General features: G+C 47.1%; 16 protein-coding genes and 9 tRNA genes. 19 read left to right on the forward strand and 6 right to left on the reverse strand.

What is annotated here, in order from left to right:
- Positions 1–4: 4 nt before the first annotated feature.
- The 9 genes from BR62_RS0117090 to BR62_RS0117130 all read left to right on the forward strand — a co-directional run bounded on the left by BR62_RS0117090 (position 5) and on the right by BR62_RS0117130 (position 805).
- A tRNA-Ser gene (locus BR62_RS0117090) sits at positions 5–97 on the forward strand.
- A gap of 19 nt (positions 98–116) precedes the next feature.
- Positions 117–193: transfer RNA gene (locus tag BR62_RS0117095), tRNA-Met, on the forward strand.
- A gap of 6 nt (positions 194–199) precedes the next feature.
- Positions 200–276 (forward strand) — tRNA-Asp (locus tag BR62_RS0117100).
- Positions 277–287: 11 nt separating this feature from the next.
- Positions 288–363 (forward strand) — tRNA-Phe (locus BR62_RS0117105).
- 20 nt (positions 364–383) lie between these two features.
- A tRNA-His gene (locus BR62_RS0117110) sits at positions 384–459 on the forward strand.
- A 15-nt stretch (positions 460–474) separates the two neighbouring features.
- Positions 475–551: transfer RNA gene (locus BR62_RS0117115), tRNA-Ile, on the forward strand.
- 10 nt (positions 552–561) lie between these two features.
- Positions 562–636, forward strand: a tRNA-Asn gene (locus BR62_RS0117120).
- Positions 637–639: 3 nt separating this feature from the next.
- Positions 640–730: transfer RNA gene (locus BR62_RS0117125), tRNA-Ser, on the forward strand.
- A 3-nt stretch (positions 731–733) separates the two neighbouring features.
- Positions 734–805 (forward strand) — tRNA-Glu (locus tag BR62_RS0117130).
- A 34-nt stretch (positions 806–839) separates the two neighbouring features.
- Here the strand turns inward: BR62_RS0117130 and BR62_RS0117135 are convergent.
- Together BR62_RS0117135 and BR62_RS0117140 are read right to left on the reverse strand one after the other, a co-directional pair.
- Positions 840–1,310: a TspO/MBR family protein gene (locus BR62_RS0117135; protein ID WP_015240443.1), complete on the reverse strand. Its 471-nt coding sequence runs from the start codon at positions 1,308–1,310 to the stop codon at positions 840–842.
- 156 nt (positions 1,311–1,466) lie between these two features.
- Positions 1,467–2,186: a TraR/DksA C4-type zinc finger protein gene (locus BR62_RS0117140; protein WP_007408850.1), complete on the reverse strand. Its 720-nt coding sequence runs from the start codon at positions 2,184–2,186 to the stop codon at positions 1,467–1,469.
- 282 nt (positions 2,187–2,468) lie between these two features.
- On the opposite strand from BR62_RS0117140, the gene BR62_RS0117145 reads away from it, so the two are divergent.
- The 7 genes from BR62_RS0117145 to BR62_RS0117175 all read left to right on the forward strand — a co-directional run bounded on the left by BR62_RS0117145 (position 2,469) and on the right by BR62_RS0117175 (position 10,373).
- Positions 2,469–3,884, forward strand: a complete 1,416-nt coding sequence (locus BR62_RS0117145; protein WP_025285163.1) for an isochorismate synthase — start codon at positions 2,469–2,471, stop codon at positions 3,882–3,884.
- Entirely contained in the window at positions 3,881–5,617 is a 1,737-nt protein-coding gene (gene menD / locus BR62_RS0117150) for a 2-succinyl-5-enolpyruvyl-6-hydroxy-3-cyclohexene-1-carboxylic-acid synthase (RefSeq protein ID WP_032871651.1), read from the forward strand. The genes BR62_RS0117145 and menD overlap by 4 nt, the downstream gene beginning before the upstream one ends.
- The gene (gene menH, locus BR62_RS0117155) at positions 5,605–6,429 is read left to right on the forward strand and encodes a 2-succinyl-6-hydroxy-2,4-cyclohexadiene-1-carboxylate synthase (RefSeq protein WP_007408847.1); all 825 of its coding nucleotides are present in this window, start codon (positions 5,605–5,607) and stop codon (positions 6,427–6,429) included. Before menD ends, menH begins: the two co-directional genes overlap by 13 nt.
- Before the next feature lie 58 nt (positions 6,430–6,487).
- Positions 6,488–7,306, forward strand: a complete 819-nt coding sequence (gene menB / locus BR62_RS0117160; RefSeq protein WP_007408846.1) for a 1,4-dihydroxy-2-naphthoyl-CoA synthase — start codon at positions 6,488–6,490, stop codon at positions 7,304–7,306.
- Positions 7,307–7,393: 87 nt separating this feature from the next.
- Entirely contained in the window at positions 7,394–8,857 is a 1,464-nt protein-coding gene (locus tag BR62_RS0117165; RefSeq protein ID WP_020956246.1) for an o-succinylbenzoate--CoA ligase, read from the forward strand.
- Complete coding sequence (gene menC / locus BR62_RS0117170; RefSeq protein WP_020956245.1) at positions 8,854–9,969, forward strand: o-succinylbenzoate synthase; 1,116 nt, start codon at positions 8,854–8,856, stop codon at positions 9,967–9,969. Before BR62_RS0117165 ends, menC begins: the two co-directional genes overlap by 4 nt.
- Positions 9,970–10,091: 122 nt before the next feature.
- Positions 10,092–10,373, forward strand: coding sequence for a hypothetical protein (locus BR62_RS0117175; protein ID WP_032871652.1), 282 nt, complete (start codon positions 10,092–10,094; stop codon positions 10,371–10,373).
- Here the strand turns inward: BR62_RS0117175 and BR62_RS19395 are convergent.
- Genes BR62_RS19395 through BR62_RS0117185 form a run of 3 tightly spaced genes read right to left on the reverse strand, consistent with a single transcriptional unit; the run spans position 10,354 to position 12,964 of the window.
- Entirely contained in the window at positions 10,354–10,512 is a 159-nt protein-coding gene (locus BR62_RS19395; protein WP_007408842.1) for a DUF1540 domain-containing protein, read from the reverse strand. The genes BR62_RS0117175 and BR62_RS19395 overlap by 20 nt on opposite strands.
- 57 nt (positions 10,513–10,569) lie before the next feature.
- Positions 10,570–11,610, reverse strand: a complete 1,041-nt coding sequence (locus BR62_RS0117180; RefSeq protein ID WP_020956244.1) for a cytochrome d ubiquinol oxidase subunit II — start codon at positions 11,608–11,610, stop codon at positions 10,570–10,572.
- 22 nt (positions 11,611–11,632) lie between these two features.
- Positions 11,633–12,964 carry a cytochrome ubiquinol oxidase subunit I gene (locus tag BR62_RS0117185; RefSeq protein ID WP_007408840.1) on the reverse strand — a complete coding sequence of 444 codons (1,332 nt, stop codon included), beginning with the start codon at positions 12,962–12,964 and terminating at the stop codon, positions 11,633–11,635.
- Between the two features lie 197 nt (positions 12,965–13,161).
- On the opposite strand from BR62_RS0117185, the gene BR62_RS0117190 reads away from it, so the two are divergent.
- Together BR62_RS0117190 and BR62_RS0117195 are read left to right on the forward strand one after the other, a co-directional pair.
- Positions 13,162–13,410 (forward strand): type B 50S ribosomal protein L31, encoded by a 249-nt coding sequence (locus tag BR62_RS0117190; protein ID WP_007408839.1) that lies wholly within the window; start codon positions 13,162–13,164, stop codon positions 13,408–13,410.
- A 118-nt stretch (positions 13,411–13,528) separates the two neighbouring features.
- The gene (locus BR62_RS0117195) at positions 13,529–14,098 is read left to right on the forward strand and encodes a beta-class carbonic anhydrase (RefSeq protein ID WP_003152233.1); all 570 of its coding nucleotides are present in this window, start codon (positions 13,529–13,531) and stop codon (positions 14,096–14,098) included.
- On the opposite strand, the gene yidD is transcribed toward BR62_RS0117195, so the two are convergent.
- Positions 14,095–14,322, reverse strand: coding sequence for a membrane protein insertion efficiency factor YidD (yidD, locus tag BR62_RS0117200; RefSeq protein ID WP_007408838.1), 228 nt, complete (start codon positions 14,320–14,322; stop codon positions 14,095–14,097). The genes BR62_RS0117195 and yidD overlap by 4 nt on opposite strands.
- Positions 14,323–14,446: 124 nt before the next feature.
- Here yidD and BR62_RS0117205 point away from each other — a divergent pair, with 124 nt between their 5' ends.
- A complete protein-coding gene (locus tag BR62_RS0117205; protein ID WP_003152237.1) occupies positions 14,447–14,920 on the forward strand; it encodes an S-ribosylhomocysteine lyase in 474 nt (157 codons plus the stop codon).
- Positions 14,921–15,011 lie beyond the last annotated feature (91 nt).

The following is a 15,011-nucleotide window of genomic DNA, read 5'->3' on the forward strand; positions in this document are numbered from 1 at the left end:
ATACGGAGGAATACCCAAGTCTGGCTGAAGGGATCGGTCTTGAAAACCGACAGGGGTGTCAAAGCCCGCGGGGGTTCGAATCCCTCTTCCTCCGCCATATCTAATTTAATTATCATCGCGGGGTGGAGCAGTTCGGTAGCTCGTCGGGCTCATAACCCGAAGGTCGCAGGTTCAAATCCTGCCCCCGCAACCAAAAAATGGTCCGGTAGTTCAGTTGGTTAGAATGCCTGCCTGTCACGCAGGAGGTCGCGGGTTCGAGTCCCGTCCGGACCGCCATTTATAAAAAAGGCTCGGTAGCTCAGTTGGTAGAGCAACGGACTGAAAATCCGTGTGTCGGCGGTTCGATTCCGTCCCGAGCCACCATTTAATTTAATATTGTTTTGGCGGTTGTGGCGAAGTGGTTAACGCACCAGATTGTGGCTCTGGCACTCGTGGGTTCGATTCCCATCACCCGCTCCATTTTTATATTGTCATGGGCCTGTAGCTCAGCTGGTTAGAGCGCACGCCTGATAAGCGTGAGGTCGGTGGTTCGAGTCCACTCAGGCCCACCATGATGATTTTTCCACAGTAGCTCAGTGGTAGAGCTATCGGCTGTTAACCGATCGGTCGCAGGTTCGAATCCTGCCTGTGGAGCCATACGGAGAAGTACTCAAGTGGCTGAAGAGGCGCCCCTGCTAAGGGTGTAGGTCGTGTAAGCGGCGCGAGGGTTCAAATCCCTCCTTCTCCGCCATAAGGCCCGTTGGTCAAGCGGTTAAGACACCGCCCTTTCACGGCGGTAACACGGGTTCGAATCCCGTACGGGTCATTAAAAAACCTTGCATATTATGCAAGGTTTTTTATTATGCGTTCATAGTGTAAATGGTAAAAGACAGGTATGTGGCAAAAGCGCTCCATAATAAATAAGGGACCAGAAGCCAGGCTGAAGCTTTACTGTATTTACCGGCAATGAGCAACAGAATGAGTGTTGTCACCGCCACAAGCAGGCAATCGATAGATGCAGCAAGCAAATTTTTCTGTGTGAATTGAAAATAGCTGAATCCTTGATTCACGATATAATTGATGAGAAGCATCACCCAAAAAGCTTTGGATTCTTTACATGAAAACTTTGCGTATATCATGGCTGCTGAGAGCGAAATAAGCGCAAACAAAACCGCCCATATGATGCCGATCACTGATCCGCTCGGCGTCCAGTCAGGTTTTTGCAGTGCGTCATACCATTCACGGTCGATGGGAAAGAGAACCCCCGCTAAAGAAAACAAGACATATGTAATGATAAATACAATAATCGCACCGATATACTTCTTTTTCATTTGTTCCCTCCGTCATTCAATGTCAATACGTTAGTTCCCTTTTTTGGAAATATTAAACCTTTTAAAAGGTTCATGCATCATTAAGTGTATGAGTTTTCAGTGTAAAAATGCAGCAAACCATTTATTTGTATTCAAAAACCCCGGCAGGCCGGGGTTTTAATCAGCATGAAGATCGCCAAAGGTCGTCATAATTCCTTCTTCGTCCAGTTCCTGTTCATATTTTTCGTGTGCTTTGCTTGGATACACGGAAATGTTTTTTCCGGTAATATCTGTCGCGATAAAGTTTTCATAATCCTCAGCATAGCCGATGTTTTCTTCTGAGTTCATTGTCATATCCCCATAGCTGAGCGGAGGATCCTCTAAATCCTGAGGCGTTTCTGAGTTTCCGTATTCCTCAACATCCTGATAAGCATCTTCACTATCGTAAGTCGCCCGGATTGATTCATCATCATCAAATTCAAACTGTCCGAACGGTGTTTCCTCCTCAATCGGCCTGTCTTTGGAAACGGCATCCTGCGAGGAATATTCCGCCAATGTCGTAGCCGTCGGCAGAGCTTCGAGTCTGTCATAAGGAATGTCCTTGCCGCTGACTTCACATGTGCCGTATGTGCCGTTTTCAATTTGTTTCAGAGAGTAATCAATGTCGCGAAGGTGCTCCCGTTCATGGTCGAGCAGAGCCAGGTCTTTTTCCCGCTCGTATAATTCGGTCGCCTGATCGCCGGGATGATTGTCATAGGAAGACAATTCGCCGGATGACTGATACGGGAATTCATCAGCTAACTGAAATTGATCATTTTCTTTAAAGCGGCTCAAAATATCATGTCTGGCTTCTTCCAATTCTTTTTTTAAGTGTGTGATCTGTTCGTTTGTAAGCATATCAATCCCTCGTTTCTATGTGATGCTTACTGTTAGTATGAACGCTTTTGCGCAGAAAAATGGTGGATAAAAATAGTCATTTTCCCATGAGGAAGTAAAAGGATACAGTGATTGCCGAGAGTGGGGAAAGAAAATTCAAGTTTGTTTCTTTATTCATTTGCGCAAAAAGGTTTATAATAAGAAATGCAGGCATTTTGTCGTGCTCACATCTGTGTGTTTGACACAAAGTCATCACAGGTGTATTGTATTAAAAGCATTTAACGGATTATGGAGGAATGTCTCATGGTGACAACGGTGCAGCATACGTTCCGAGAGGAAGCAGATCATGCATTACATAAAGCCAAACAAGTCAACCATGCTGTCTTATTGAGCTATTCAAGACGTATTGCGTCTTTAGACCCTTTATCATTTTTCAAAGACGGAGCAAAAAAATATAAAGGCAAACGATTTTTTTGGTCAGAACCCGGTAGTGAATTAACAATAGTCGGTCTTGGCACAGAAGCGCTGTTCCAATCGAATGAAAAAAATGGAAAGCGTTATCACGACGTTTTTGAACAATGGGAGCGCTTTAAAAAGACGGCTTTTCATATTCATGAAGAAGAAGAGGCGGCGCATACCGCGGTCGGTCCTGTCTTATTCGGCGGTTTTTCATTTAATCCCGCTGAAGAGAGAGGAGACGAATGGAACGGGTTCGAAGAAGGACTGTTCTTTATCCCCTCACTCATGCTGACAAAGACGGCAGATGGTGATTATTTAACCGTCAATCAATGGGCGGCAGACGGTAATCAGGCAGAAGATACGCTTAAACGTCTGAAATCTTTTTCGGAAGCTTTTTCAGTTTCTTCAATCGAGTATGAAGAATATCCTGTTTTAACAAAAGCGGAAGAACTTGATGTGGAAAACTGGCTTGAAGCCATTAAAACAGCAACAAATGATATGAAAGCAAATCAATATGATAAAGTCGTGCTGGCAAGGGAAGTCGTTTTGTCATATGATGGGCCTATTCCGGCGGAGAGCGTTGTCCGCAAGCTTTTGACGGACCAAACGACAAGCTATGTTTTTGCGATTGAGCAGGGAGATAAATGCTTTGTCGGCGCTTCACCGGAACGGCTGATCAAAAAATCCGGCAAAGACGTCATGTCCACCTGTCTGGCAGGTTCAATTAAGCGCGGAGAAAATCAACAAGAAGATGAGCGTCTCGGCAAAGAGCTGCTGCATGACGAAAAAAATCTCGCGGAACATGATTTTGTGGTTAAGATGATACACGATTCTTTTTTGTCGAGCTGCAGCGATGTGAAAAAGCCTGCAGGTCCGCAATTATATAAAACAAAAAGTGTTCAGCATCTATATACGCCGATCACAGGCCATCTTAAAACGTCCGCTTCGCTGTTTGATTTAATTGAAAAGCTGCATCCCACACCGGCATTGGGCGGAGCTCCCCAGCAGAAAGCTGTTGAGATTATCGCTGATATTGAACCAATGACACGCGGATGGTACGCGGCACCGATCGGCTGGATGGACGGCAGGGAAAACGGAGAATTTGTCGTGGCTATCCGATCAGGGCTGATTGAAGGCAAAAGTGCGCGGCTTTTCGCAGGCTGCGGCATTGTTGAAGATTCAGATCCGCAATCAGAATATGAAGAAACACAAATTAAACTAAAGCCGATGATCTCTGCTTTAGGAGGTGAAAGGCTTTGACAAACCCGATTACACATTATATCGGAAGCTTTATTGATGAATTCGCTTTATCGGGTGTCACCGACGCAGTTGTTTGCCCGGGGTCGAGGTCAACTCCCTTGGCGGTTTTGGCGGCGGCCCACCCGGATATTCAAGTCCATATACAGATTGATGAACGATCCGCAGGTTTTTTCGCACTCGGTCTTGCAAAAGCCCGCCAGCGTCCGGTCATGCTGATTTGTACGTCAGGAACGGCGGCGGCTAACTTCTATCCGGCCGTGATTGAAGCTCATTATTCAAGAGTGCCTCTTATTGTCCTGACTGCTGACCGGCCTCATGAATTGAGGGAAGTGGGGGCGCCTCAGGCGATTAACCAGCATTTTCTGTTCGGTAACTTTGTTAAGTTTTTCACAGACTTGGCTCTGCCTGAGGAAAATCCTCAAATGCTGACCTATATCAGAACATTGGCCGGCAGAGCCGTAAGTGAAGCCGGGAAGCGCCCGATGGGGCCAGTCCATATCAATGTGCCGCTCAGAGAGCCTTTGATGCCGGATTTATCAGCCGGACCTTTTGAAAGAATGAGAAAGGGGCGGCACGTCTCAGTCACAACAGGGATTCAGTCAGCTGCTCAAGACTCTCTCTGTCATATTACAGAGCGTCTCGCGGGTACCGAAAGAGGTATGATCGTCTGCGGCGAAATTCACGGTGAAGCAGAAAAGCAGCAAATCATCGCTCTTGCCGAGATGCTTCAGTTCCCGATTTTGGCTGATCCGCTTTCAAACCTCCGAAACGGGGAGCATGATAAGACGCTGATTATTGATGCTTATGACTCGTTTTTAAAAGATGAAGAAATAAAAGAGGCGCTGCGCCCTGACGCTGTGATCCGCTTCGGTCCGATGCCGGTTTCTAAACCGCTCTTTTTATGGCTCAGAGATGATCCTGCCATTGAGCAGTTTATCGTCGATGAAGACGGAGGATGGAGAGATCCCACCCAGGCCGGCGCGCATATGATTCATTGCCATCCGTCGGTGTTTTTGGAAGCGGTCCGTTCAGCTGAAACCGGAAAGCGGCCGTCCGGATGGCTTGAGAAATGGCAGTTTGTCAATGAGCGTTTCCGGAGTCATTTACAGGACGCGAGCATGGATGATTTATCATTTGAAGGAAATGTATATCGTCAGCTTCAGCACCTTGTCCCTGAAGGCAGTTCGATTTTTGTCGGAAACAGCATGCCGATTCGCGACGTGGATACGTTCTTTGAAAAACAAGATCGCTCCTTCCGTGTCTATGCCAACCGCGGCGCTAACGGAATTGACGGAGTTGTCTCCTCGGCTATGGGACTGTGTGAAGGTACAAAAGCTCCTGTCACGCTTGTAATTGGAGATTTATCGTTTTACCATGATTTAAACGGGCTGTTAGCGGCTAAAAAACTTGGAATTCCGCTTACGGTTATTTTAATAAACAATGATGGCGGCGGGATTTTCTCGTTTTTGCCGCAGGCATCTGATAAGACTCATTTTGAAGAACTGTTCGGTACGCCGACGGGTCTTGATTTCCGGCATGCCGCCGCACTGTACGGCGGGACGTATACTTGCCCTGAGACATGGGAAGCATTTAAGGATGCGTATCAGCCGCAGGCGGACAAGCCCGGACTTCATATAATCGAGCTGAAAACAGATCGGACATCAAGAGTTCAATTCCATCGCGATCTGCTGCAGGCCGCAGTGCGGGAAGTGAAAAAAGAATGGAAACTGTAACAGTTAAAACGGCCGACGGCGTATGCTATCGTGCTGCTGATAGCGGACACGAATCATCTGAAGCTATTGTTTGTCTGCATGGATTTACGGGCAGCAAAGAATCATGGATGTTTTTACGCGGCATGTTTCCCGGCGAACGAATGGTGATGATTGACTGCCTGGGTCACGGGGAGACAGACGCGCCTGTGCAAGCGGCAAGGTACAGTGCGAGCCGGCAGGTTGCGGACCTTGCCGCCGTTTTTGATCAATTAAAACTTCACAAAGTGAAACTTATTGGTTATTCTATGGGGGGAAGACTTGCGTATTCCTTTGCACAGGCATTTCCGCATCGGGTGTCAGCGCTTGTTTTGGAAAGTACAACCCCGGGCCTCAGCACGCTTCAGGAACGCAAAAAGCGGATTCAGTCAGACCGGAAGCTTGCTGACTTTATATTGCGGGAAGGTATAACATCGTTTGTCGATTATTGGGAGGGCATTCCGTTGTTTGCCACGCAGCTTTCTCTGCCGGACAGCGTAAAGGCGTCCATCCGTGCCGGCAGGATGAAAAATAATCCGTCCGGACTTGCAGGCAGCCTGCTCGGAATGGGGACGGGCTCACAGCCTTCCTGGTGGGAGGCATTACACCGCATCAAAGCACCCGTTCTGCTCATATGCGGTGAATGGGATGAAAAGTTTTGCGCTATTAATCAAAAGGTGCATAACCTGCTCCCATCAAGTAAAATAGAGGTTGTCAAACAGGCGGGGCACACGGTACATGTGGAACAGCCGCGAATTTTTGGTAAGATAGTAAGTGAGTTTTTATACGGCTTGTAAAGCATAAAGAAAATAGCTTTTCGGCCGGACTCAGGCAAAAATGAAGGAGGTCATATCAATGGCTGCAGAATGGAAAAGTGAACGTCAGTACGATGAAATCCTGTACGAGACGTATAACGGTATTGCAAAAATAACAATTAACCGCCCGGAGGTACATAACGCATTTACTCCTAAGACGGTATCAGAAATGATTGACGCGTTTGCTCGTGCGCGTGATGACTCCAATATTGGTGTCATCGTTCTTGCGGGAGCGGGAGATAAAGCATTCTGTTCAGGCGGAGACCAAAAAGTCCGCGGTCACGGCGGATATGTCGGAGACGATCAGATCCCGCGTCTGAATGTGCTTGATCTTCAGCGTTTGATCCGTGTTATTCCTAAACCGGTCGTAGCAATGGTATCAGGCTATGCCATCGGCGGAGGCCATGTGCTTCATATCGTCTGTGATTTAACGATTGCGGCCGATAACGCGATTTTCGGCCAAACCGGACCGAAAGTGGGAAGCTTTGATGCCGGTTACGGCTCAGGTTACCTGGCGCGTATCGTCGGACATAAGAAAGCCCGTGAAATCTGGTACCTGTGCCGTCAATACAACGCGCAGGAAGCGCTCGACATGGGGCTTGTCAATACGGTTGTCCCATTAGAGAAACTTGAAGAGGAAACAATTAAATGGTGTGAAGAAATGCTTGAGAAAAGCCCTACAGCCCTTCGTTTCCTTAAAGCGGCATTTAACGCAGATACAGACGGCCTCGCCGGAATTCAGCAATTTGCAGGAGATGCAACGCTTCTTTATTACACGACTGACGAAGCGAAAGAAGGCCGCGATTCCTTTAAAGAGAAACGCAGTCCCGATTTCGGTCAATTCCCTCGTTTTCCGTGATCAGATGACACTACGAAACAGCTTGAGCCGCTCTGGTCCAAGCTGTTTTCTTTTCAAAAACAGTACTTTTACCTCGGAGATGATAACATGCTGACAGAACAGCCGAATTGGCTCATTCAAAGGGCTCAGCTGACACCAGAGAGAATCGCTCTCATATTTGAAAACAAACAGATGACATTCAGAGAATTATATCATGCTTCTAAACAAATGGCCGCGCGGCTGTCCAAATACTGCTCGCTTAAAAAAGGGGACCGGGCCGCGATTTTGCTTTCTAACAGACCGGAAATGGTTTATGCCGTTCACGCCTGCTTCTTATTAGGGGCGGAAGCTGTGCTGTTGAATACGAAGCTCTCAAAACAGGAACGGTTGTTTCAGCTCGAAGATTCACAGGCAAAGCTTTTATTGACGGAGGACGGTTTTTGCCGCGAAGATTATGAATCTGCAGTCGCCGCTGCGGACGTGGACGAGCTGCAGGCCAAAGCCGCGGGAGACATTGAACCTGAAGCTTATGTAACGCTTGATGATACGGCGACTCTTATGTATACGTCAGGAACAACGGGAAGACCGAAGGGGGTGCAGCAGACTTTCGGTAATCATTATTCCAGCGCTGTATCGTCTGCGCTGAATCTGGGGGTCACGGAGCGGGACCGCTGGCTTATTGCGCTGCCGCTGTTTCATATCAGCGGTCTGTCTGCGCTGTTTAAGTCGGTCATTTACGGCATGCCTGTCGTGCTTCATCAAAAATTTTCTGTCACTGATGTGCTGGACAGCATCAGCTCCCATCAGGTCACGATCATTTCAGCGGTGCAGACCATGCTTTCGGGCCTGCTTGCGGAAACTGAACAATGTCCTGAATCACTGCGCTGCATTCTGCTTGGCGGGGGTCCGGCACCGCTGCCGCTCCTCGAAGAATGCCGCAGGAAACAATTTCCGGTATTCCAATCTTACGGCTTGACTGAAACCTGCTCACAGATTGTCACGCTTTCTCCGGAATTCAGCATGGACAAGCTCGGCTCGGCCGGTAAACCGCTGTTTTCATGCGAAATTAGAATTGAAAAAGACGGAAACCCTTGTGCGCCGTTTGAACACGGTGAAATTACGGTGAAAGGCCCGAATGTAATGAAAGGGTATTACCATCGTGACGACGCAAACCAGGCCGCTTTTCATAATGGATGGTTTAAAACGGGCGATCTTGGCTATTTGGATGATGAAGGGTTTTTATACGTGCTGGACAGGCGGTCGGACCTCATTATTTCAGGCGGAGAAAACATCTACCCGGCAGAAGTGGAAGCGGCGCTGCTTGCCCATCCGGCTGTAGCGGAGGCCGGTGTTTCGGGAGCCGAAGATCCGAAGTGGGGGAAAGTGCCGCATGCTTTTCTCGTGCTGACTTCTTCTGTCAGTTCTGAGGAGCTGACCGCCTTTTGCCGTGAGCGGCTTGCAAAATATAAAATACCGGCTGCTTTTTTCGAGGTTGACGGGCTCCCGCGGAACGCGTCCAATAAACTGATGAGACATCGGCTGAATGAGCTTCGTAAAGGAGAATTGTCATGATTAAGATTGAAAAAATCACCCTTTATCATGTAAGTATGAGGCTGAAAAAACCGTTTAAAACAAGTATTGAAACGCTGCAGGATCGTAAATTTTTGATCGTGGAAGCGATCGATGAAACCGGGAGAACCGGCTGGGGGGAGGTATCGGCGTTTTCTTCTCCGTGGTATACAGAAGAAACGATTCAGACATGCGCGCATATGCTGAGAGATTTTTTCATCCCAAATGTCGTAGGCCGCGAGTTTTTCCATCCGTCAGAAGTGCCTGACAGTCTCGCGCGTTTCAAAGGAAACCGCATGGCAAAAGCGGGGCTTGAATCAGCCGTGTGGGATCTATATGCCAAGAAAAAGGGGATATCTCTCGCAGAAGCCTTAGGGGGCAAAAGAGATAAAGTGCCCGCCGGCGTGGCGGTGGGTCTGGCTTCGGCTGATGAGATGCTTCGGGAAATTGAGCAATACGTAAAAGAAGGTTATCAACGTATAAAAATAAAAATTCAGCCCGGCCATGACGTTGAGCTGGTCAGAGCCATCCGCAGCCGTTTTCCGAACGTACCGCTGATGGCGGATGCCAACTCGGCATATGAACTGAAAGACATCAGCAGGCTGAAAGAGTTGGATGAATTCCAGCTCATGATGATAGAACAGCCGCTTCAGGCAGATGATATTGTCGATCACCGCCACCTGCAGAAACACTTGAGAACCGCGGTATGCCTTGATGAAAGCATATGCTCATATGATGACGCAAGGCGGGCGATTGAGCTTGGGAGCTGTAAAATCATTAACATAAAACCGGCGCGTGTAGGAGGCCTGACAGAGGCTTTAAAAATACATGACTTATGCAGAGAGCATCACATGCCGGTTTGGTGCGGCGGAATGTTTGAAACCGGCATTTCGAGAGCGCAGACAGTCGCGCTTGCTTCGCTGCCGCAATTTACGATACCGGGTGATATTTCCTCATCAGACCGATACTGGGAGGAGGATATTGTCACTCCCGACATGCGGATCGAAGAGGGATTCATCTCTGTTCCGGACGGTCCCGGACTGGGTGTTGAAGTCAATCAGGAAATAATGAGAAAATACGTCACCCAAATGGACGTTTTTACGACAAACAACTGATAAAAAGACATTTCAGCGAGTTGAGCTGCCTGTATGCTGCTGTTATATTGAAATTGTTCATCATCACCCCTTCCCCCGTTTGAACCGGCTGTATCAGCCGGTTTTTTTAATAGGCGGATGCGATGATTTTTTTATTCTTCAAACAGTGTCGGCTTTACATCGCAGGTGTTGCTTTCTGGCTGGGCAAACATGTACATCTTGATAAAAAATTCTGTGCTTGTCATGAATGCGATACTGATCGTACCGTCTGCCGCCTATATTTGCCGACGAACCGCCTTTCTGCCATGCATCTCATCCGCGCGATTTTCCCCGGCTCAAGGGCTGATTTCAAAAAGGCTTGCGGCACGGAAATGAAAAAGAGCTGTATAAAACAGCTCTTTTCTTTTATAAATCATGCGGTTTAAAGGTTTTGCAATCCGTTTCTTCACTTTTTTCAGCGGTTTCGCCTGTATGGCTGACCACATAAATCGCGTCGGCCGTGCATTTGTTTCCTCTGCCCCAATATGAACAGTTATTGACTTCACACAGAATTTTTTGGTCCATGCTGGCTCCCCTCCAAGATAAAAGGTACGCCATTAGTATGAGCCGCCCTGATTTTTGTTATTCCTCCTGGCGGATATAACGTCTGTCTTTCATAAAGAGCTTCCAGAAGAAATAAAACCCGGGAAACAAAATGATGAAAGCGACGATATACGTCATAAACAGCGCCCTGAAGGTTGCCGGCTCCGTAAATCCTGACATGACCGTAATATCCGGATAAATCATATAAGGAAGATGCGCCCGTCCGTATGCATAGCTTGCCAGAAAGTATTGAAGCGCAATGGCGATCATGGCGATTCTCGGTTTGCCGAGGTTGCGGCCGAAGCGCTTATTCGGCAAAAACAGAGCCACGCCGGCAATGATAAATGTGATGACAGACAGAATGAGCCATGTCTTGTCTTTCATCATCCCCGTATACAGCCAGCCGGCTTCAGAGCGTAATGTCAGCATAATGAAGAAGGCGAAAAGAAGCGACAGCGGCCCTGTTAGTAAAGAGCTCCGTCTGTAGATGCGGTACGCATGCTCCTCTTCCGCAACATTTGAAAAATCGGCCAGAAGCAGTGAAGATAAAAATAAAGTGCTTAAAATGGCAAAGCCGATAAACGCATACGCATTAAGGCTTGTAAAGACATTTGCCAAATTCAGTTGATACACTCCGCCCGTCTTCTCAATAAACCCTCCGTGTGTGACCGGAAGGACCAAAATCAGCACAGCGGGAATAATGAAACCTGAAATTCCGGAGATATATCTCATGATTTTTCTTTCCTTCGCCGTATTGGAGAAGACGAGAAAGCCGCTGCGGATGGCTAAGAGCAGCAAAATAATACTTCCCGGGATCAATAAAACGGTTCCCAGCACGAAGGTTGCCCCTGGAAAGAAGCTGAATAGGGCGACAACGATCGCGACGATAAAGACGTTGGTCACTTCCCATGTCGGGGACAAATAACGGTTGGCGATGTTTGTCGCCTTTGTTTGTTCTCTATTTAAATAAATCATCGACCAAAAGCCGGCTCCGAAGTCCATCGTTGCCATGACCGCGTAGATAAACACGAAGCCCCATACGATTGATATCGCAATGAGAGCATCCATGGTAATGTCCATTTTAATTCAGCCCTTTCTATAGTTAGGATTCCGCAGCTTTTACATCCTCCTCAACGGGATGTTTGCGGAAATAATAAAGCAGCACATAAATGACTGCGGCTGCCAAAATGGCGTAAACCACTGTAAACAGGATGAACAGCAAACCGATTGAACCGGTTGTCGTGACGACATCAGACGTTTTCAGGAGATGGTAAATCACCCATGGCTGCCGCCCCGTACAAGCGAATATCCACCCGAATTCAATTCCGATCAGACTGAGCGGTCCTGCGGTTAAAAATAAAATCAAAAGCCAAGTCGGAAAGCTGTCTTTCTTTAAAATTTTTCTCCACACGATGCCGATGATTGAGTACAAAATGAGCAGCATTCCGATGCCGACCATTCCGTTAAACAGTGTATGGATGAATAAAGGCGGCCACTCGTCTTTCGGAAACGCGTTCAATCCTTTGACGACGGTATCAAAGCTGTTTGCAGCCAAAAAGCTTAAAGCCCACGGCACTTCTATCGCCCATTTTACTTTTTCTTCTTTTGCATCAGTAAAACCCCCGATCGCAAGCGGAGCGTGTGATCTAGTTTCAAACAGCCCTTCTGCGCCCGCAAGCTTCTCAGGCTGGTATTCGTAAAGAAGCTGGGCTGACTCGTGACCGTTTAAAGAGGCAATAATGGAGAATATCCCGCCGATCGTTAAGGCGAGCAGCAGCGCTTTTCGGTGAAAGCGGTATACCTGCTCCTGTTTTCTCGTTCTCAGCATTTTATAAGCCGCAACTGACGCAACGATAAATGCCCCGGTCATGAAAGCCGTCAGAACGACATGGCCCGCGGTGGTGAAAAAGCTTGGATTAAAAAACGCTGCCCACGGTTCGACGTCAGTGATTTTGCCGTTTGAAATTTTAAAGCCGGCCGGCGTTCCTTCAAATGCGTGAACATTTGTGATTAAGACGGCAGATGCCGCGGCGCCGATCAAAACGAAAATAACGGCAATGATGCGCATCGCCGGAGTCAGCCGGTCAGCGGCGTAGACATAAATGGACATAAACAGCGCTTCGATAAAGAAAGCATAAATTTCAATCTGAAACGGGAGTGACATCACCCTGCCGATGACCTCCATGAATCCGGGCCACAAAAGGGCAAGCTGTGTACCCGCGATCGTTCCGGTCGGTATCGCCACGCCGAGCAGAACAGCCTGCGCCTTCGTCCACCTTTTCGCCATAATGGCATAATGAGGATCTTTTGTTTTTTGATAAATCAATTCAGCCATTAAAATCATCAGAGGCAAGCCGACACCAAGCGTCGCAAAAATAATATGAAAGCCCATGGTTGTCCCGAACAGACTTCTGGCTAATACTAAATCATCCACGATCATAAACCGCCTTTCTAAATTACCGTTTTATGTAATGTGGTTATATTATTTGCTGAAGCGATTAGATTATTCTTCCGATTCCATATATGTGCAGGGTTTAGAAATCAAGGGATCAGGGCATATATGATTGACAAGCGGATATTTAAGGTTTAAAATAAAACGTAATTATTACGATTTGAGAAAGGGAGATCAGCATGAAAAAAGATATTCATCCGGATAACCATCAAGTGATTTTTCAAGATGTGAACAGCGGCTATCGCTTTTTAAGCCATTCTACGAAAACGTCAGCGGAAACGGCAGAGTGGGAAGACGGAAAAACATACCCGCTGATTAAAGTGGAAGTCAGCTCAGATACCCATCCGTTTTATACAGGCCGCCAAAAGTTCAACGAAAAAGGCGGGAGAGTCGAACAGTTCAACAAAAAATACAATATGGGAAAATAAGACAAGCCCAATGGGGTTTGTCTTATTTATTGAGCACTTTGTCATCTCGTGCGGGGAGTGACGAAATGACCCGTCTTATGTTATATTGTGAATAAAAAAGCAGAAAGGAAACACCAAGATGAGTCTTCTAAACGATATCATGCAATTTAATGAGCAGTTCACTAAAAACAAAGATTATGAAAAATACCAAACATCTAAATTCCCGGATAAAAAAATGGCGATTTTGTCCTGTATGGACACACGTCTTGTAGAATTGCTTCCGCATGCGATGAATATGCGAAACGGCGATGTGAAAATTATTAAAAGTGCCGGCGCGCTTGTCGCCCACCCGTTCGGAAGTATCATGCGCAGCCTTTTAGTGGCCGTATACGAATTAAACGCCGATGAAGTCTGCGTTATCGGCCACCATGATTGCGGCATGAGCAAAATCAACAGCGAGGATATGCTCGATAAAATTATCGACCGCGGTATTCCGAAAGAGCGGATTGACATGCTGAAGCACTCAGGAGTTGATCTTGATCAATGGCTGAAAAGCTTTGATTCAGTAGAAGCGAGTGTTACAGACAGCGTAAACGTCATTAAACACCATCCGCTATTCCCCGACAATGTGCCGGTGCACGGTCTGGTGATTGATCCTGAAACCGGTAAACTTGATCTGGTGATCGACGGCTACCAGCATATGGACTAATGTTTTTGTTTTTTGTCCGGTACGGGATCAACACCGCCCGGATGAAAAGGGTGGCACTTTAAAATCCGCTTCAGTGTCAGCCATCCGCCTTTTAATGCGCCGTGAGTCTTGACGGCTTCGATTCCGTACTGTGAACACGTCGGATAAAAGCGGCATGACGGCGGCGTCAGCGGAGATATGAACTTCTGGTATCCGCGGATGAACGCAATCATTATGGTTTTCATCAAAAAACCACCTTTCTGATGCTAGTATAGAAAAAAAATTTCAGATTGAAAAGCTTCCGCCACAATTCTTATCGGAAAACTGTGTTATAATGGATGCATATTCTGAAAAAAAGGGAGTGCCATTATGCCTTCAGTAGAAAGTTTTGAGCTTGACCATAATGCGGTTGTGGCTCCGTATGTAAGACATTGCGGAGTGCATAAAGTCGGAACAGACGGCGTCGTGAATAAGTTTGACATTCGCTTCTGCCAGCCGAACAAACAGGCGATGAAGCCGGATACGATTCATACGCTTGAGCACTTGCTTGCGTTTACGATTCGCACACATTCTGAGAAATACGATCACTTCGACATCATAGATATCTCACCGATGGGCTGCCAGACAGGCTATTATCTTGTTGTCAGCGGCGAGCCGACAGCGGAAGAAATTGTAGACCTGCTTGACGCTACGCTGAAAGAAGCCATCGATATTACGGAGATTCCGGCGGCCAACGAAAAACAGTGCGGCCAGGCGAAACTTCATGATTTAGAAGGCGCGAAACGTCTGATGCGTTTCTGGCTGTCACAGGATAAAGAAGATTTGCTGAAAGTGTTCGGATAAAAAACAGGCCTTTTTGCTGACATGCAAAAAGGCTTTTTTACATATTTCTAAAAAATGTCACACCTTATGTGTAAGCGTTTGCTAAAATAGA

The organism is Bacillus sp. UNC69MF, assembly GCF_000746035.1.
In the GTDB taxonomy this organism is placed as follows: domain Bacteria; phylum Bacillota; class Bacilli; order Bacillales; family Bacillaceae; genus Bacillus; species Bacillus velezensis.